The following is an 18,108-nucleotide window of genomic DNA, read 5'->3' as shown; positions in this document are numbered from 1 at the left end:
CTCGCCTACCGGCGCAGCCGGATAAGTACAAGGTGCTCGGGTGACGCTCGGGCGCGCTGCGGGCCCGGAGCGCTCCGCCGTCGGCCCCATCGAGCTCTTCTTCGACCTCGTCTACGTCTTCGCCATCGTCCAGATCTCGCACCTCCTGATCTCCGACCTGTCCTGGCGCGGTTTCGCCCAGACGGCCGTCGTGTTCGCCGCGATCTGGTGGGGCTGGAACTACACGGCCTGGATGATGAACTGGCTCGACCCGGCCCGAGGCGCCGTGCAGTTGCTGAACGCGGTGCTCATGCTGCTGGCGCTCGGCATGGCCGCGGCCATCCCGCTGGCGTTCGACGGAGGCGGCGTCCTGTTCGTCGCCTGTTACGTGGCCATGGGGCTCATCAGACCGCTCTTCATGATGATCGCGTTCCGGGGGCCCCTGGCGCGGAACTACCGGTTCTTGGGCGCCTGGTCGGCGTCGGCGGGCGTCCTGTGGCTCGTCGGGGCCTTCCTGCCGGCCGACCTGCGGCTCGCCGTTTGGCTCCTGGCTGTGATCGTCGACTACTTGGGTCCGCGGGTCGACTTCAGGTTCCCTGGCCTCGGCAGCGCTCCGATGTCCGGTTGGGACACTGACGCCGAGCACCTCGCCGAGCGTAACCGGCTGGTGTTCATCATCGCCCTGGGCGAATCGGTCCTGCTGATGGGCGGCTCGTTGGCGGCGGCCGGCAGCGTCGATACCCGACTCGTCGTCGGCTTCATCGTAGGTTTCGCCGCCCTCGTGTCGCTATGGTTCAACTACTTCGCGTTGGCCGGTCACGACGTGCTCGGTGGGGAAGAGGGGACGGCCGCGCTGCGCTCGGCGTACGCGTACGCCCACGCGCTGATGGTGGGTGGCGCGATCCTGGTGGCCGTCTCGATCGAGCTGCGCCTGACGCACCCGCACCTGAGCACGCCGATGGTCCTGGTCACGATCGCCGGCCCGCTGGTCTACCTGCTCGGGAACGTGCTGTTCCTGAGCTCGCGGTTCGGGCGCGTCGCGCGCACGCGCTATGTGGCCATCGTCGCTCTCGTCCCCATCGGCGCGGCCGCTACGATCTGGCGGCACGAACTGCCCGTGATCGGCTTGAGCCTCGCCGTGCTCGCCGTCGTCGGAGGCCTCGCCATTAGGACGGTGCTGGCGCGGCCGCGGGGTGCGTCGCACCCGTCGTCCACGCTGTAGCGGTCGCGGCCTCTCGCGGCGCAGGCCGGTCGACTTCGGATCGCCCTAATGCAGAATTCGCCCGAGTTGAACCTTGGCCCGGTTCTTCTTTGACGAGGTCTGGTATGCGAGGCGGCGATCGATGCTCGACGCTTTCAGTACCAGGCATTGCACGCTGAAACCCGCTTGTCCGATACTTCGACATGCAGCTAACCGAGATGGTGGTGACGCGCCGAGAGCAAGCGCTCGCGTTGCGGGACACGGCATTTCTGGGAAGGTTCCTGCAGCCGGCTTCGCCCAGTGACGCTGCCCGAGCGCTTGGGATACGAGCCAACCTGGCTCATCACCACGCCAAGCGCCACGTGACGCTCGGCCTGCTCATGGAAGTCAAGCGTGAGCTCGGCAGGGGGTACTACCAACTCGCCGCCCGCACCTTCAAGTACCGCAGCTCCCTGTTACCAACTGGCGATCCGGGCGAACACGCGGCGGTCACGTCGGGGTTGCTTCACGACGCTTTCTTGGCGGAGCACGCAGCTTGCGATCGGCTCAATGATGGACAGGACGCGGAGTGGAACGGTTGCGCCGCTCGGCCGAGGCGGCAGGAGCCCTTCCACTGATCGAGGAGCTGCCCGAAGGGTGGGAGCAGTCGCTCGGCACCGGCGACGACCACGGCATCGCGCTCATCCTGCTCGTCTCAGGCATCGCCCGCGTGATCGCCGCCGCCATCGACCTTCGCACCCCGCAGTACAGTCTTCTCTCACGCCGGTACGCGCACGCGGCCGATGGGGAGCTCACCTCCACCCGAGAAGGAACGAACTCATGACCGAGCATCGCACCGCAGGCCGCCGCGTCGTCGCCAACATCGGCCTCAGCATGGACGGCTACTACCGCCGCGCGGGTAACGAGGGGATCGGCCACCTCGCCGACGCCGAAGTCGGGTACGACCAGATCGTCCGGACCATCGAGACCGCCACGACCGCGGTCCTAGGCCGGGTCAACGCTGAGGAGTTCCTGGTGTGGTGGCCGAGCGTGATCGGCACCGGGAAGGTCGACCCGCGGGATGAGGCGTTCGCCAGATGGCTGGTGGCCGCCGAGAAGGTCGTGCTGTCCTCGACCCTGACCGCATCGCCGTGGCAGGGCGTACAGATTGTCAACGCCCCGGCTATCGACGTGATCAACGCGCTGAGATCGGACGGCGAAGGCGACATCCTGATCGCCTGGAGCGCCAGCGTCATCAAGGCACTCCTCGCCGAGGACGCGATCGACCGCCTCAACCTCGTCGTGGCTCCCGTCCTGGGAGGCAACGGACACCGACTCTTCGACGACGACAATCCGCTCACCGACTGGGAACGCGTCCATCACGCCACCAGCAGTCCCGGCGTCATCGCGCTGACCTACGACCGCCGCCGCTGATCGCGTGGGCCGTTGCGCAAGTCCGTGGACGCGAGCTCCTAGCCGGTGGCAGCAGCGAGGATCTTCTTCAGAGTATGGAAGAACCGCGTGGTGTTCCGCGGCGGGAGCACGTCGTCGGGGAACTTCCCGGAGACGCGACCGCCGATGAGCCGCCAGACCACGTAGGCCTCGCGCTCGTTGACCGCCACCAGCTCCATGTCGTTCTTCGACGACGAGACGGGCAGCTCGAGCCCTTGGTTCAACTGCTCGGCGGTGAACACGACGCAGAAGCGGAGGTCGTCGGCGTCGGTCCTGACGATGTCGACGAAGGGATCTCTGGCCAGGATCGCCTCGAGCTCCTCGGGGGTGCGCAGGAACGTCGGCACCTGGTAGCCCAGGGCCTCGTGAAGCGCCGTCTCTATAGTCTCGGTGAGCGAGGGGCGGTCGGTCTCGGCCGTGTCGAAGAAGACGTTCCCGCTGTTGATGTAGGTGCGGACGTTGGCGAGACCGAGGCCGGCGAACACGCTGCGTAGCCGCTCCATCTTGACCACGCGTCCGCCGACGTTGATCCCGCGTAGGAGCGCTATGTACCTGTTGGTCATGTCTGGACTCACGATATCTCTGGTGGCTGTTTCCATGCACCACGCTCGGAGTCAGGGTGGTAGGCGGCGGGCAAGATACTCATTAGGCTGAGTGATTCTACTCAACGTAACGAGCAAGACGCGGGCGCGTGCCCCGTTCGGGGCAAGCGCTCAGGTGATCTCCCCGTACAACACCGGCAGCCGCACGCAGGAAGGCCACTCCGACCCGTGATGCACCCGTTGCGTCGCCACCACCGGCTCCGGATCGGTGAACGGGTCGACGCCCGTGTTCGTGTTGGGGAAGAAGGTCAGGTAGTCGGCCGAACAGATGTCCACCCGGATCTTGTGGCCGGCCTTGAACACGTGCCCGGCGAAGTGCAGGTAGAGCTCGTACTCCTCGACGCTGCCCGGCGTGAGCAGAGCCGAAGCGACCGCCGGCCACTTCCTGAACTCCGCCCGGATGCCGTTCGTCGAGACCTTGCGCGCCACGCCCTGCTCGTCGACGTCGGACACGGTGACGAAGAAGTCGGTGTCTACCGCGCTCGAGGCCGCGAAGAAGCGCGCCGACAGGTTGCCGGCCACGGCGACGTTCTCCTTCAGCACGCCGGTCTCGTAGACGAGGTAGTCCTGGCGCGACTGTTGCTCGTTGAGCACCGACGGCGTGAACTGCGCGTCGCCCGAGGCCACGTTGTTCGGGTCGTACACGTACGAATCGAACCTGCCGCCCGTAGTGGGCGTCCTCGACAACCGGCCGTCACCGTGCATGGAGTTCGCGCGGCCGCCGCTGTCGAGGTAGAGCTCGACGAGCCTGGCCTCGCGCGGGTTCCAGTCGTCGGATGTGCGCCACTCGTTCGCTCCGTCGCCGCCCAGGTAGTAGGTGGCGCGGGGCTGCTCGTCCTCGCCGTTGGCCACGCCCTTGAGGTAGCGGTCGAACCAGCGGATGGTGCGGGTGTCGAAGTCGTAGTCGATGGCGTTGTCGCCGTACTCCAGGTCCATGCAGTCGCGGAACGCGTTCAGCCCGTGAGGCCACGGGCCGATGATGATGCGGCGGCCGGGCACGTCGTGCTCCGTGAGGAAGCGCCACGTCTCCTGCACGCCGAGGGCGTCGCCGTCGTGCCACCCGGAGAGGATGAGCATCGGGACCTTGATGTCTTGCGCATGCATCCCGTTGTCGCAGTGGCGCCAGAACTCGTCGTACTGGTAATGCCCGGCCCACATGTCCCATGGGCCGGAGCGCTTGCCGATGGCCTGGCTGGGGATGTCCAGCAGCGGCCGCATGCGCACGACCTTCTCCGGGTCGACGGACTTGCCGCCGAACACGTCGAAATCGGTCCTGTTCGACACGGACTGCCCGAGCGTCCAGCACAGCAGCGGCCACGAGCACACGGCGCCGCCACGGCGCACTGTGTCGTAGTAGAACGGCGAGCCCACGTTCACCTCGCTGATGGCCGTCTTGAGGTTCGGGTGGCCCGTGGTGGCGGCCGCGGTCGTGGTGTAGCCGAGGTAGCTGGCGCCCCACATGCCGATGTTGCCGTCGCTCCACTCCTGCGCGGCGATCCAGTCGAACAGGTCGCGGGCGTCCTCGCGCTCGTGATAGAAGGGCACGAGCTCGCCGTCCGAGTCGGAACGACCCCGCACGTCCTGGATGACGAACGCGTAGCCGCGGTTCACCCAGTGAGTACACCGGTGCAGGTCGCGCGCCTTGCCGTAGCACGTGCGCACGACGATCGCCGGGAACCGCTGGCCCGGCCGACCGCCGGCCGGGAGGAAGACCTCGGTGGCCAGGTCGACGCCGTCGCGCGTTCGCACCGCCTGGTTGCCCAAGGGGCGGATGCCGTACTCGGCCTTCGAGAGCATCGGGTCGGTGTACTTCGCGAACGGGGTCACGCTCTCGTGACCCTCGAGTACGAGCATCTCGCTCGAGATGCGGCCCGGCATGATGAAGGCGACGACCTTGCCCGCCACGGTGACGACGTCCATGATGGGCGGCTCGCCGCGCCGCGCCCAGAGCTGGCCCGTCGTCGCCTCACCGTTCACCGTGCCGGCGAACTCGAGGTAGCGGTTGTAGCGGGCGCCGTCATCGAGCGTGACCGTGTCGCCGCTCCACGTCGCCGACTCGAACGTGCCGAGGCCGGCGTGCAACGCGGGTAGGTCGAACAGCGACTCCTGCATGCCCTTCTCGAAGGGGATGCGCTTGAGCTGCATGCGCGTCTGCGGGTCGACGCCGAGCCAGAGTAGCTCGCTGCCACCGAACGCGAACTTGCCCTCGTAGACGCCTGAGCGGTAGTGGTTGAACGTGAGCGTAGGCGGGGCTTCTGCTTCCATGCGTGTGGCCTCCGTACGTGCGGCTGTGGCGCTTCCTGCCGCGGGCTTGCTCGATGCGCCGCTCGTGGCGGCAACGGTCGGCGGGTTCAACGGTCGGACATCCGCGAGTCGATGGCGTCCCTCAGCCCGTCGCCGACCAGGGTCAGGGCGATGATCGTCAGGACGATCGCGAGGCCCGGCAGGGTCGTTATGTGCCAAGCGTCCCTGATGTAGGCGCGCCCGCTCGCGAGCATGGCGCCCCACTCCGGGGTAGGGGGTTGGATGCCGAGGCCGATGAAACCTAGGCCGCTGATGGTCATGATCCCGCCCGGGATGTACATGACGAAGCTGGCTATCACGGGCCCCATGGCGTTGGGCAGCACGTGCGCGACGAGCACGCGCGCGGTGCTCGCACCCTGGGCCCTGACGGCCGCCACGTACTCGAGGTCCTTGACGGAGAGCACCTGCGCCCGCACCAGGCGGGCCATCCCAGGCACGAAGCTCAGGCCGATGGCGAGCATGAGGTTCGTCTGGGTAGGCGCCATGATGGTCACGAACGTGATCATCAGCAGCATGGCCGGGATCGCCAGCAGCACGTCGAGGGCGCGCATGAGCAGGCTGTCGGTGCGGCCGCCGTAGGAGGCCGCGGTGGTACCGATCAGGGTGGCGGCGAGACCGGCCAGCACTACCGCCCCGATGCCGATCGTGAGCGAGATGCGGCCGCCCCACAGGATGCGCGCGAGCAGGTTCCGCCCAAGCTCGTCCGTGCCGAGCGGTCTGCCCTCGGCCGGGATCCGCAGGCGCTGGGAGACGTTCACGCCCACCACGTCGCGCTGGTAGTCGAACCAGAGCGGCGCGCTGAGGCACGCGAGGATGATCGCGGCCAGGAGGAACAGCCCCACCACGGCCGTGCGGTTGCGGCTGAGGCGCCTCCACGCCGTCCGCCACGGGTTCCGGCTCAGGTTCGTCCGCGTCAAGCGGTCGGCTCCCCGTACATGGACTCGAGCCGCGGGTCGATGACCGCGTACGAGAGGTCCGTGAGCAGGTTCGCCACCGCGATCACGACCGCGGCGATTAGCACGCCGCCCATGATCGTGGGTACGTCCTGCTGCCGCACGGCGTCGACCATCATCTTCCCGATGCCGTTGATGCCGAAGAGGATCTCGATGACCACCGCGCCGCCCACGGACTGCCCGACTAGGAGGCCGACGGAAGTGACGACGGGCAGCAGGGCGTTGCGCAGCGCGTGCTTGCGCATCACCACGCCCTGCGGGAGCCCCTTGGCGCGCGCGGTCCGGATGTAGTCCTGCCGCACCACGTCGAGCATGGACGCCCGCGTGAGGCGCGATGTCACCGTCCAACCCGCGACGGCCAGGCAGATGAGCGGCATGATGGCGGCCCGCGCGTTGTCGAGCCCGCTCGATGGGAGCCAACCGAGCTTCACCGAGAAGAGGAGGATGAGCATCAGCCCGAGCCAGAAGCTGGGCATGGCGGCGGTGAGGAGCGTCAACACCCGCATCACGTTGTCGAAGAGCGAGTTCTGCCGCACCGCCAGGGCGACGCCGAGCGGGATCGCCACGACCAGGATCAGCGTGAGCGAGCCGAACGCCAGCACGAGCGTGTTGGGCAGGCGAACGCCGATCATCTCGAGCACGGGCCGCTTGGTGGAGTACGACGTTCCGAAGTCGCCCGTGAGGACGCCGCCCATGTAGCGCGCGTACCTTACGAGCAACGGGTCGTTCAGCCCCAACTGCTCCCGCATCATCGCCAGCTCCTCCGGCTTGGCGCCCAGCCCGAGGATCAGCTGCGCCGGGTCGCTAGGGCTCAAGGAGAGGAGGGCGAAGACGAGCAGGGTGGTCGCGATGAGCACCGGGATGATGTGCGTCAAGCGCTTCAGCGCGTAGCTGGTCATGAGCTTCCCTCTACCGGGCGACCTGGGCGAGAGTCGGGGCGGGCCCCGTTGCGCGAGCCCCGCTCACCGCCTCGGGCGTCGGCGGAGCCGCGCGGCGCGCGACCCTACCGACGCCAGGCGCGTTATGCATGGGCCTTACTCGAACCGAGCGTTCCGGAACGAGTAGAGCGAGCTCGGGTACGTCTCGACTCCGACGAGCCGGGCGTCGAACGCGAACATGGCGAGCGTGCTGAACGTCGGGATGATGGGCATCTCGGCGGCCGCGATCTCTTGCACCTCGCGGGCGGCGTCGATCAGCACGGACTCGTCGACGGTGCCCTTGGCCAGCTCGTACAGCTCGTCGGCGCGCGCGTTCTGGAAGAAGGAGATGTTCTGCGAGCCGAAGCTCCCGCTCCAGTAGTTCTCGAGCGCGCTCATCGGGTCGCCCGTGATGTTGTTCCACGAGCCCGACAGCATCTGGTACTCGCCGCGCGCCATCCCCTCGAGGAAGACGCCGAACTCGAAGTTCTTGATGCTCATCTCGACCCCGATGGCGCTGAGCAGCGCCTGGTACGTCTCGGCCACGGACGTGTTGCCGCCGTACGTCCACATGTCGAACCTGAGCGGGTTGGACGGCCCGTAGCCTTCGGCCTCGAGCAGCTGCCTGGCCTTCTCCAGGTCGAAGGTCGGCAGGTTAGGGGAGGCGTAGTAGGTGGAGAACATGGGGGGAGTCATGCTGTAGATCACGGTCGAGCCGCCCTGGACGACCGCCAGGCCTTCCTTGTCGGTGGCGTACGCCATGGCGAGCCTGACGTTGGTGTTGTCGAACGGCGCCTTCTGGGTGTTCATGGAGATGAAGGCGGTGTTGGTGGTCTTCTGCTGGATGACGTTCAGGCGCGGGTTGCTCTCGGCGCGCGCCAGGTCGTGGTACGTGATGGCGGCGAACTGCGCCTCACCCGTCTCGGCGGCGATGTACCGGTTGGCGTCCTCGGGGATGGTCCTGAACACGATGCGGGGGATGGCGGGCGCGGCGAACGGGTAGTCGGCCCATGCCGTCAGTTCGAGCCTGTCGCCCGGCACGAAGTTGCTGACGACGTACGGACCGGTGCCGATGGGCTTGTTGGCGAAGTCCACGCCCGGCGTCTTGCTGTACGCCTCGTTGAGGACGTGCGCGGCGGCCATCAGCGCGCGGATGGTGGAGCTGTTCGGTGCCACCAGCTTGATGGTGACCTCGGACTCGCCCGTCACCTCGGTCGAGGCGATGTTGTTCATCACCGAGGCGAGCCGCGGTACGTCGCGCAGGCGCTCGATCGAGAACACGACGTCCTGGACGGTGAGAGGCACGCCGTTGTGGAAGACGAAGCCGTCCCCGACGGTCAGCTTGAACGTCGTGGCGTCCACGAACTCCCAGCTCGTCGCCACGGCGGGAGCGAACTCGAAGTTCGCGTCGATGCCTATGATCCGGTCGTAGACGTGGCCCATGGCGGTCGTGGTGTTGGCGAAGTTCGCGACGGCCGGGTCGAGCGTGTTGCCGATGGCGGTGACGGCGACCACCAGCTCCGTAGGCGTGGCGTTCTGCGCGGTCGCGCTCGTGAAGGCGAGCAGGACGGCGAAGAGGGCCGGCAGAGCGAAGGTGGGCCGCCTGCGAGGTGCATGGTGGGGCGTAGGGGCTGTCGTCATGTTCTCGTTGCTCCGTTTCACTTGGGACTCCTCCTGGACCTCGTTCGCTATCTTCGGTCGTAAGCTTCTTGCCGGGCAGGACCGGCTACCGCCGGCACAGGCGTGGGTTCGGGCGCGGCTCGCGGGTCCGCCGCCATCGAGGATGGGGCGGCCGCCCTCGTCTCGAGCGGGTTCCGAACATCAGCCGCACACCTCCCGCAGTACCCTCAGCCAGTTGCCGCCCAGGACCTTGGCGGCGTCCTCATCGCCGTACCCGCGGGCAAGCAGGCCGGCGGTGACGTTGGGGAACTCGCGGTAGTCCTTCAGGCCGTGGATCCACTCCGTCGAGGGCCCGTCACCCGGAGCGAAGCCGATCGTCGGCGCTATCAGGCGCTTGAACTCCAAAGCCATCCACTTCGTCTGCGGCATGGGCCAGTCGGTGCCGATGCCGACGCTGTCGATGCCGACGAGGTCGACGATGTGATCGACGTGGTCGAGCACGTGGTCGAGGGTGGAGTTATGTGGGTCCGGTGCCACGAACCACGGCATGGCGAAGACGCCGATGACGCCGCCCGTCTCCGCGATGGCACGTATCTCGGCGTCGCTCTTGCAGCGGTCGTGCGCGTAAACGGCGGAGGCGCCCGTGTGCGTGGCCACCACGGGTCGCTCCGAGCGGGCGCACGCGTCGAGCGTCGTCTGCCGCCCGCAGTGCGACGTGTCGACGACGACGCCGAGCTCGTCGCACTTGGCCACGAACTTCATCCCGAAGCGGCTGAGGCCGGCGTCGTTCGGCTCCATGCAGCCGGCGCCGATCAGGTTGTGGTTGTTGTACGTGAGCTGCTGGACCCGCAGACCGAAGTCGTAGGCGAGCTCGAGGAGCCCCAGGTCCTTGCCGTACCCTTCCGCCTCCTGGCTGGTGACGATCCCCGCGCGCTGGCCGTTCGCGTGCGCCCGCTCGATCTCTGCGGCCGTGCGCGCCTTGACGAGCCAGGGCTTGTGGTCGAACTCCTCCTGGACGCTGACGATGCTGAGCATGAGCGAGTCCTGCGTCCGGATGGAGAGCTGGCGGCACGCGGCCGTGATGCCGCTCTTGGTCCAGCACTCCTCGTACAGGTCCGCGAGCTTGCCGTTCGTGTACCAGCGGCGGACCAGCTCGCCGGCGTAGCGCACCTGCTCGGCCTCGTCGCCCGGGCGCGCGCCTTGCGCGAGCGCCAGGAGCTCGCCCTCGAGCTCCTCCGGCAGGGAGTAGGTGCCGATCGGGCCCTGGAAGAGCATGTCGATGACGATGCTGTTCTCGTGCAGGGCGCGGGCGTGGTCGAGTTGGGCGTCGGTGAGCGCCGGATGCTTCATGCGGACGGCTCCCTTCCAGAGCCGCTCTGCAGCGCGGCGAACACGTGATCGGCGGCCAGCAGGTCCTGCACCGCCTGGCCGAGCGACTCGAAGACGGTTATCTCGGTCGGGCCCGTCCTGCCGGGCAGGTCCCCGGCCAGGACGCTCCCGACCTCGCCGAGCACGTGGCGCTCCGTGACCGCGCCATCCGCGATGGCGAGCAGGAGGTCGCCCGCCTCCTCGAGGGCTGCCGGCAGCCAGTCCACGAAGACCCTGCCGGCGGCGACCAGGTCGCTCGCCAGCTCGCGCGCCTTGGGGGTGCACGAGCCGACGGCGTTGACGTGGGCGCCAGGTTTCACGTCGGAGGCGAAGAGGATCGGCTCCGTGGCGGCAGTGACGGTGCAGATGATGTCGGCCGCTGCCGTCGCGTCTGCCACGCGTGCGCAGGCCGTCACCGGGAGTCCGGTCTGCTCGCGCGCGTACTGGGCGAAGGCCTCGACGCGCTCGGAGCGGCGGTCCCATACGGTCAGCGCGCTCAGCTCCCTGACGCGCGCCATGGCCTTCAGGTGCTGGCGCGCCTGCACGCCGGTGCCGAGGATGGCGAGTCGGGTCGCGTCGGTCCTAGCCAGCGCGTCGGTCGCCGCGGCCGAAGCGGCGGCGGTCCGTACGGCGGTGACCTCCTCGGCATCGACGATGGCCTTGACTGCGCCAGTCCTCGCGTCGAACAGCAGGATCAGCCCTTGGTGCGACGGCCGCCCCCGCTGGTAGTTCTCGGGGAAGACGCTCAGGACCTTGACGCCCGCGACCCCGGCTTCCGGGTCGTAGGCGGGCATCATCCCTAGGACGTTGCGTTCGTCGAGGCGCAAGACTGGGCGGACCATCTGCCGCGCCTGGCCCGTGCCGAGCGCGATGAGGGCGGTCCGCATGAGGCCGATGCAGGTGCCCATGTCTAGCAGCGCCGCGACCTGCTCGCCGGTGACGAACTGGGGCGTAGCGACGGACTCGGCGCTCGAGCCGTTCCGGCCCACGCTGGGCGAATGCGTGGTTAGCGCTGTCAGTAACTCTTCTGGCATCGCGTCTCCTACCGGGAGGAAGGGTAAGCGCGGATGTGGCTGTCTGTATACTGACCGGAAGGTGTCCCGAAGTGGCGCCGCAGCGCCGGGCCTACCCCTCCGGATGGATAGATCCGGCAGAGCGCGGCAGCTTCGGCGGCCGCACGCCCACGGGGCCCCGCGGTCCGCACCCTTGGGCAAGGGGAGAGGCTAGAGATGTTCAAGCTGGGCGTGGTCGGTCACCGCGACACCCTGCAAGTCGTACGCGGCATCGTGGAGGAGTACTTCGACGACGTCGTCGTCGTGCCCGAGGAGTTCGGCAACGACGACGACATCGCCGACGCGGTCGAGCGCATCGCCAACCTGCAGGCCCGGTGCGACGGGATCCTCTACTCCCGCAGGGATCCGTACCTGTTGGTAGCGGGACGCCTCCACCATGCCGTGCCCGTCCGCTACGTGGACGTGGACAGCTCCGACCTCCTGATCAGCGTCCTGGCCGCCACGGTGCAGTTCGGCTCGGTGCCGGACTGCATCAGCGTCGACTCGTTCGATACCCCGGCCGTCGCGGCCGCGCTGGGCAGCGTCGGCATCGCGGAGGAGCGCATCACGATCCGCTGCGTCAGCGTGGCGGCCGGCCGTGACGGGTTCGTGAACGCGACCTTGCAACAGCACCTCGACAACCATGCCGCCGGCGCCCGGCTCTGTATCACGAACATCACGGACGTGCACCACTCGCTGCTCGGCCTCGGGGTTCCCAGCACCCTGATCAGCCCGGCGGTCGAGTCGTTCGTCCACGAGATACGCAACCTGATGCTGCGCCACCAGGTCCGCGTGCAGGACGCGACGGGACTCGCGATAATGCACATCCACCTGCAGTACAAGGAGAGGTACCGCTATCATGGCACCATGCCCATCCGGGAAGTCGACGACCTCAGCAAGGTGGCCAAGCTGATCGCCGTCTTCGCGGAGGAGGTGGACAGCGCCATGTTCCAGCTGAGCCGGTGGGAGTACCTGATCCTGTGCAGCCGCTCGCTGCTCGAGAACGCCACGGACCGCTTCGCGAACATCGGCATCATGCGCGACATCACCATGGAGACGACGTTCGACGCCGCGATCAGCATCGGCTGCGGGCAGACCGTGAAGCAGGCCGAGGCGAACGCGTTCAACGCTTTGAACGAGGGGCTGACGCTGACGGGCACGCGCGCGTTGGTCGTCGTCGACTCGGGCGAGCTGCTCGGCCCGATCAAGCCGAAGAGCGAGCGGCACCCGGACCAGAGCAGCGTGGAGGTGAACCTGACCAGGATAGCGGGGGAGACCGGTGTCGGCACGCAGGTCCTGAACCGCCTCTACGAGCTCACGGTGTCGCGCAACACCAGCCTGTTCACCTCGGCGGAGCTGGCCGGGCTCCTGGGCGTGAGCACCCGCACCGTGAACCGCGTCGTCGGGCGGCTCTTGCGGCACGGGTACGCTGCGGTCGAGGGCAAGGACCTGACGCAGGGTTTCGGCCGGCCGGCCCGGGTGTTGCGGGTCAGGTTATGAGCGAGCTACGGCGCGCGCCACAACTCGAACCTGCCCGTCGCCAAGGCTTCCTCGGCGACTATCTCGTCCATGGACCCGTGCCAGGCGCTCGAGTACTGCCAGGCCCTCAGGTACCACGGACGGTCCCGTAGCTCGAGGCGCAGCCCGGCCGGTTGCGGGACGCCGTACTGCGGCTGCAGGTAGCGTTGGCTGTCGGAGCCGTCGACGATCCCGGAGACCTCGATGCCGGCGCCACCGTCGATGCTCAGCGTCCCCGAGACGGCGTACTTGCGGGCGTTCACGTACTGGGCGGTGGCTGCTAGCTCCAAGGCGTAGTACTGACCGACGGCGTAGTCGCGTACGACACTAAAGTCGTTCGCCCCGACCAGCTGGGAGCCGGCGATGAGGAAACGGCCGTCGGTGCTCCAGAGCGAGGTTCCACTGCGCGTGTGGGGGAACCGTGCCAACGGACCGCCGGTGGCCGCGTCGACTACGGTCACGGTGTAGAGGTCGTGCTGGGGAGTGAGCGACGCGAGCCCGACCTGGGTCCCGTCGGGGCTGAGGCTTTGCAACCAGGTCTCCTCCGGCGCGCCCAGGGGCAGTTCGGTGGCTCCGCCCGCTATGTCGAACAGCTCGACCTTGTCTGCCGACCCGACCGCCAGCCGCCGTCCGTCCGCGCTGAAGGCGAACTGCGGTCCGCGGCTCCAGCCGAGCGGTCCTTCGCGCTCGAATACGACCTCGTAGGTGGTGGTGTCCCAGACCCTCAACGCGTAGCCGGCGGCCGAGACGCTGGAGGCGGACACCAGGAGCGTGCCGTCGGCGCTGAAGGCGATCGGCCCGGCCTCGTCACCACCCGTCTCCAGCTCGCGCACGAGCGCGCCGGTCGTCGTGTCGAGGACGAGGACGTAGGGGGTCCGGCCGCCGACCGCCAGGGTCTCGCCCGCGGGGCTGAGAGCCAGTCGCTCGAGTACGCATTCATCGCATGCCGCCGGACGCTCCGCGAGGTCGAAGGTCCTGATCAGCCTGCCGTCACGGCCGCTCCAGAGGCCCACGGCGCCGTTAACGATGCCAGCGACGAGCGTTCCGAGGCCGTCGACGCTCAGGGCGACCTGCCAGATCTCCTCGTCCCAGATCGGGTCCAGGGTCGCGATCGGCTCGGCGGTCTCCGGGTGCCACAGGTCGACCGCGTCCGGCCAGCCGGTGGCGAGCAAGGAAGCGTCGCCCGCGAGAGCCGTGGCAGTCGGCACGCTGCGGGTGTCCACGAAGCCCAGGTAGGCGCCGCGTAGGATCCGCGGATCCGTGTCGAAGTCCAGACGGTCGGGGCGTAGGGGCCTCGGGCAGCCGGTGAGCGCAAGGGTCAACATAGCGACGAGGACGCCCGCCAATGAGCGGCGGACACGCCTGTCGGGGGTCGTCCGCCTTGCGCTTGCCGGTCGTGCGACTCGAGGTGCCATGGCTGATCCTAAGGCCGCTATAGGCCGTTTTGGGCGGCCGTTCACGGCATGGTTGACAATGCGAGATGGACTGTCGTGGTTGACGTGTTATCAAATGTTTTTGGGAGCTTTCGCACGAGTCGGCGATGAGCCAAGCGCAGTCGGCTCGCAACGGACGTTCCCGGAACGGAGTGGGCCGGCCGAACGACGACATGCGCGGGACGACTCGGTAGGTGACCTCATAGAGCTGGGACAAGGCCTCACCGGGCACGGCGGGCGGTGCGGAGCCTGTCCCGCGCTCTAGAAGCTCTTGAACGCCAAGCCGTGCTCGGCCAAGGACTCTCGCAGCAAGCGGACGGCCTTAGGGCCGACGCCGTGCAGGCCAAGCAACTCCGACTCCGATCTCCGTGCCACATCGTTAAGAGAGCCGATGCCGGCCGCCAGCAGGGCCCGCGTCGCCGGTCTCCCTATGCTCTTAGGCAAGGCACGCGCACCCGTCCCGGCCGCGCCGCCATGCGCGGCCAGTCGTGCCTTCACGAGCGCCGCGGGCGCCTTGCTCAGCCACGACTTCTCCACGAGCGAGTTCAGCTCCATGCCGTTGACGGCGGCCAGTGGGACCCGCACGCCGATCGCCTTGCCCGAGCGCGTGATCCTCTCGGCGCTGGGGAAGCGCGTCAGGGCCTGCTCGGTGAGCTCGTCCGTCAGCGCGAGTTGCACGAACCCATCGTTGGTCAGCGACACGAACCCCTTGCCTCGCACCTTGAACGCGAGCGCGCCGAAGTGCGTGCCCTCTTCGACCTCCGGCAGTGAGAGGGCGGTCTTGCGGAGTTGCGCTTTGGTCGTCATGTTGCCGAGACCTCCTTGGCGATGACGTTGGTCGCTACGCGGCCGGTAGTGGTGTCATCTTGGGCCTGTGTCCCGGTCGTCCACGCCCGTGCGACCGCCGACGCTGCTGCCCTCGTCGCTGGCGCCGACGGCGATCCAGGAAGCCGACATCAGGATGACCTGCGAGATGAGGTTGAACCAGATCATCAGGCCGATGATGGCCGCGAAGGACGCGAGCAGCGGGTTGCTCCCGGAGGCGACCAGCAGACGGCTCCCCAGCACTTTGAGGACCCCGAGGCCGGTGGCGCCCATCAGCACGCCGCCGAGCAGGCGTCTGGCTGGGATGGGGATGCCCGCCAGCACGCGGAACAGGCTCGCCAGCGCAACGGTGTCGAAGAGGAACATCACGACGAGGCCGAGTCCGCGGGCGGCGAGGTCCGTGGCCGACCAATGGAAGTAGGCGCCGAAGGTCCCGAGCGCCCGGGTGCCCACGAGCGTGAGCCCTGCGGAGACGAGCACAGCCAGGCCGAACGCGAAGGCGTGTCCGACGTCCTGTAGGCGCAGGATCAGGGGGTTGGTCCTTGGCCCGGGCAGTCCGAAGATCGTGCGGATGGCGGCGCGGGTCGCGGCCAGCCAGCCGAGGGCGGTGAGGAGGAGGCCGACGGAGGCGACCGCGCCCGTCCAGCTCAGCACCGGCGCCGCGAGGAGGGCGCTGGCCTTGACGAGCCCGTCGCCGTCGCCGATGTCTATCAGGCCGGGGACCGCGCTGTTGATGAACTCGAAGACAGCGTTGCTGAGCCTCGGCTGCGCCTGGAGCACGAGGCCGCCGATGGAGAAGCCCAGCCACAACGCGGCGAACGCCGCGAAGATCGAGTGGAACGACAGCCCGGCGGCCAGCAGCGGTCCGCGGTTCAGGCTGTAGTTGTGCAGGACGCGCATCGGCCGCAGCCGGTATAACGCCGCGACCGCCCCGCTCGCGCGGGTGGCCAAGCGGCTGCGGCTTGCGGCGCCCGTGAGGGCGGTACCGACGGTGGCGACGCCATCCTTGCCGGCCGCGGTCCCCGGACCGGTCGCCGGCTCTGCAGGTTGGTGGTCTCGAGGCTCCCGAGCCATGGGGCAGGGTACACGGTCGGGCCCGGAGCGACCGGACCCGCGCAGGTCGGCCGGCCCCGGACCGCCGGGTCGGACCGCGCCTAGCGCCTCGCTGCAAAGCCGGTTCCTCGACACGCGCCTCCGGGTCGCGCCCTGGTGGGCCTATCATGGCGCCCATGAACGAGTTCCTCGACGTAGCCATCGCGGCGGCGCAGGCGGCGGGGCGCATCCACCGCTTCTACGCCGCCGACGCCGACAAGCAGGTCGACACCAAGGCGAACTTCGCCGACATCGTCACCAAGGTGGACAAGCTCAGCGAGGCGCGCATCCGCGAGGTCCTGAGCGGGGCCTTCCCCGACCACGCGATCCTCGGCGAGGAGGGGGGAGAGAAGGGCGCCGCCGGAGCCACTCACCGCTGGATAGTCGACCCGCTGGACGGCACCACCAACTACGCGGCGCGCTTCCCGTTCTACTGCGTCTCGGTCGCCCTCGAGATCGAGGGCACGGTAGAGGTCGGGGTCGTGCTCGACAGCGTGCGCGACCGGCTCTACACGGCCGTGCGGGGCCAGGGCGCGCGCGTCGACGGCGGCCCGATCGCCGTCACGGGCACGACGGAGCTCCGACAGGCCGTCGTCTCGACTGGCTTCAACGCCGTCGAGGACGACATCCGCGAGAACCTGGGCGCCTTCGCCCTTGGCCTGAGGGAGGCGCGGGCGGTGAGGCGCGCCGGTGCGGGCGCGCTCGACCTCTGCCTGGTGGCATGCGGCAGCGCCGACGCCTTCTGGGAGCTGACGCTCAACCCGTGGGACGTGGCGGCCGGCACCCTCATCGTGCGGGAGGCGGGCGGCAAGGTCACGGACGAAAACGGCGCGGAGTACGACATCCGCCACCCCGCGCTCGTGGCCAGCAACGGCCACCTGCACGGGCAGCTGCTCGACCTGCTCAAGCGGGGAGGGGTTAGGGAGCGATGAACGAAGTGAACGCGAGCAAGGCGGGCCGCTTCATGCTGGGCGGCGAGGTGGGGGTGAACCGCCTCGGGTTCGGAGCCATGCGCGTCACGGGTCCGGGCGTCTGGGGCCCGCCCGAGGACCCCGAGGAGTGCCTGGCGACTCTGCGCGACGTGCCGGAGCTGGGTATCGACCTGATCGACACCGCGGACTCCTATGGGCCACTCGTCTCAGAGCCCATGATCGCCGAGGCGTTGTATCCGTACCCCGACGGGCTCGTGATCGCCACGAAGGGCGGCCAGGCACGCCCGGGCCCGAACCGGTGGGTGCCGCTGGGGCGACCCGAGTACCTCATCCAGCAGGTCCAGATGAGCCTGAGGCTCCTGCGTGTCGAGCAGATCGCGTTGTGGCAGCTCCACCGCATCGACCCCAAGGTGCCCCGTGACGAGCAGTTCGGCGCCATCAGGCAGATGCTCGACGAGGGCTTGATCCGCCTCGCCGGCCTGAGTGAGGTCGGGATAGAGGAGATCGAAGCCGCGCGCAAAGTCTTCCCGGTGGCCTCCGTGCAGAACCGTTACAGCTTCACGTACCGGCAGCACGAGGCCGTCCTCGACCACTGCGAGGCGCACGGCATCGCCTTCATCCCGTGGCGCCCCATCGAGGGCGGCGGGCCGACGAACGACGACTCCCCACTAGCCGCGGCCGCTCGGCGCCACCACGCGACCCCCGCGCAGGTCGCCATCGCGTGGCTGCTCAAGCGCAGCCCCGTCGTGCTGCCCATCCCCGGCACGTCCAAGCGGGCGCACCTCGTGGAGAACGTGGCTGCGGCGGGCATCGAGCTGAGCCAGGAGGAGTTCGAGGCCATCGGGCGGGCGGGTGGTCGCGGCTAGGCTGGAAGGTAAACA

At 68.6% G+C, this 18,108-nt stretch carries 16 protein-coding genes; 6 read left to right on the top strand and 10 right to left on the bottom strand.

Annotation, left to right across the window (positions count from 1 at the left end; genetic code table 11):
- Positions 1-40: 40 nt before the first annotated feature.
- The 3 genes from M9914_09620 to M9914_09610 all read left to right on the top strand — a co-directional run bounded on the left by M9914_09620 (position 41) and on the right by M9914_09610 (position 2,593).
- The gene (locus tag M9914_09620; GenBank protein ID MCO5174433.1) at positions 41-1,201 is read left to right on the top strand and encodes a low temperature requirement protein A; all 1,161 of its coding nucleotides are present in this window, start codon (positions 41-43) and stop codon (positions 1,199-1,201) included.
- A gap of 547 nt (positions 1,202-1,748) precedes the next feature.
- The gene (locus M9914_09615; protein MCO5174432.1) at positions 1,749-2,003 is read left to right on the top strand and encodes a hypothetical protein; all 255 of its coding nucleotides are present in this window, start codon (positions 1,749-1,751) and stop codon (positions 2,001-2,003) included.
- Positions 2,000-2,593 carry a dihydrofolate reductase family protein gene (locus M9914_09610; GenBank protein ID MCO5174431.1) on the top strand — a complete coding sequence of 198 codons (594 nt, stop codon included), beginning with the start codon at positions 2,000-2,002 and terminating at the stop codon, positions 2,591-2,593. Before M9914_09615 ends, M9914_09610 begins: the two co-directional genes overlap by 4 nt.
- Before the next feature lie 38 nt (positions 2,594-2,631).
- Here the strand turns inward: M9914_09610 and M9914_09605 are convergent, their stop codons facing one another.
- The 7 genes from M9914_09605 to M9914_09575 form a co-directional block, all read right to left on the bottom strand.
- Positions 2,632-3,174, bottom strand: a complete 543-nt coding sequence (locus tag M9914_09605; GenBank protein ID MCO5174430.1) for a DUF1697 domain-containing protein — start codon at positions 3,172-3,174, stop codon at positions 2,632-2,634.
- 150 nt (positions 3,175-3,324) lie between these two features.
- The gene (locus M9914_09600) at positions 3,325-5,478 is read right to left on the bottom strand and encodes a CocE/NonD family hydrolase (GenBank protein ID MCO5174429.1); all 2,154 of its coding nucleotides are present in this window, start codon (positions 5,476-5,478) and stop codon (positions 3,325-3,327) included.
- 86 nt (positions 5,479-5,564) lie between these two features.
- Entirely contained in the window at positions 5,565-6,434 is an 870-nt protein-coding gene (locus M9914_09595; GenBank protein ID MCO5174428.1) for an ABC transporter permease, read from the bottom strand.
- Positions 6,431-7,369 carry an ABC transporter permease gene (locus tag M9914_09590; GenBank protein MCO5174427.1) on the bottom strand — a complete coding sequence of 313 codons (939 nt, stop codon included), beginning with the start codon at positions 7,367-7,369 and terminating at the stop codon, positions 6,431-6,433. The genes M9914_09595 and M9914_09590 overlap by 4 nt, the downstream gene beginning before the upstream one ends.
- A 135-nt stretch (positions 7,370-7,504) precedes the next feature.
- The gene (locus M9914_09585) at positions 7,505-9,049 is read right to left on the bottom strand and encodes an ABC transporter substrate-binding protein (protein ID MCO5174426.1); all 1,545 of its coding nucleotides are present in this window, start codon (positions 9,047-9,049) and stop codon (positions 7,505-7,507) included.
- A 159-nt stretch (positions 9,050-9,208) separates the two neighbouring features.
- On the bottom strand, positions 9,209-10,357 hold the full coding sequence (locus M9914_09580) for a dipeptidase (protein MCO5174425.1): 1,149 nt from the start codon (positions 10,355-10,357) through the stop codon (positions 9,209-9,211).
- Positions 10,354-11,409, bottom strand: a complete 1,056-nt coding sequence (locus M9914_09575) for an ornithine cyclodeaminase family protein (protein ID MCO5174424.1) — start codon at positions 11,407-11,409, stop codon at positions 10,354-10,356. Before M9914_09575 ends, M9914_09580 begins: the two co-directional genes overlap by 4 nt.
- A gap of 195 nt (positions 11,410-11,604) precedes the next feature.
- Here M9914_09575 and M9914_09570 point away from each other — a divergent pair, with 195 nt between their 5' ends.
- Positions 11,605-12,927, top strand: coding sequence for a hypothetical protein (locus M9914_09570; protein MCO5174423.1), 1,323 nt, complete (start codon positions 11,605-11,607; stop codon positions 12,925-12,927).
- 5 nt (positions 12,928-12,932) lie between these two features.
- Here the strand turns inward: M9914_09570 and M9914_09565 are convergent, their stop codons facing one another.
- The 3 genes from M9914_09565 to M9914_09555 all read right to left on the bottom strand — a co-directional run bounded on the left by M9914_09565 (position 12,933) and on the right by M9914_09555 (position 16,103).
- Positions 12,933-14,270 carry a hypothetical protein gene (locus tag M9914_09565; protein ID MCO5174422.1) on the bottom strand — a complete coding sequence of 446 codons (1,338 nt, stop codon included), beginning with the start codon at positions 14,268-14,270 and terminating at the stop codon, positions 12,933-12,935.
- Between the two features lie 369 nt (positions 14,271-14,639).
- On the bottom strand, positions 14,640-15,185 hold the full coding sequence (locus tag M9914_09560) for an MmcQ/YjbR family DNA-binding protein (GenBank protein ID MCO5174421.1): 546 nt from the start codon (positions 15,183-15,185) through the stop codon (positions 14,640-14,642).
- Positions 15,186-15,239: 54 nt separating this feature from the next.
- Positions 15,240-16,103: a YihY/virulence factor BrkB family protein gene (locus tag M9914_09555; protein MCO5174420.1), complete on the bottom strand. Its 864-nt coding sequence runs from the start codon at positions 16,101-16,103 to the stop codon at positions 15,240-15,242.
- 329 nt (positions 16,104-16,432) lie between these two features.
- On the opposite strand from M9914_09555, the gene M9914_09550 reads away from it, so the two are divergent.
- Both M9914_09550 and M9914_09545 read left to right on the top strand, forming a co-directional pair.
- Positions 16,433-17,227: an inositol monophosphatase gene (locus M9914_09550; protein ID MCO5174419.1), complete on the top strand. Its 795-nt coding sequence runs from the start codon at positions 16,433-16,435 to the stop codon at positions 17,225-17,227.
- Complete coding sequence (locus M9914_09545) at positions 17,224-18,093, top strand: aldo/keto reductase (GenBank protein ID MCO5174418.1); 870 nt, start codon at positions 17,224-17,226, stop codon at positions 18,091-18,093. The genes M9914_09550 and M9914_09545 overlap by 4 nt, the downstream gene beginning before the upstream one ends.
- Positions 18,094-18,108 lie beyond the last annotated feature (15 nt).

This window comes from Trueperaceae bacterium (assembly GCA_023954415.1).
Classification (GTDB): domain Bacteria; phylum Deinococcota; class Deinococci; order Deinococcales; family Trueperaceae; genus JAAYYF01.
This window is presented reverse-complemented; position numbering and strand designations above follow the sequence as displayed.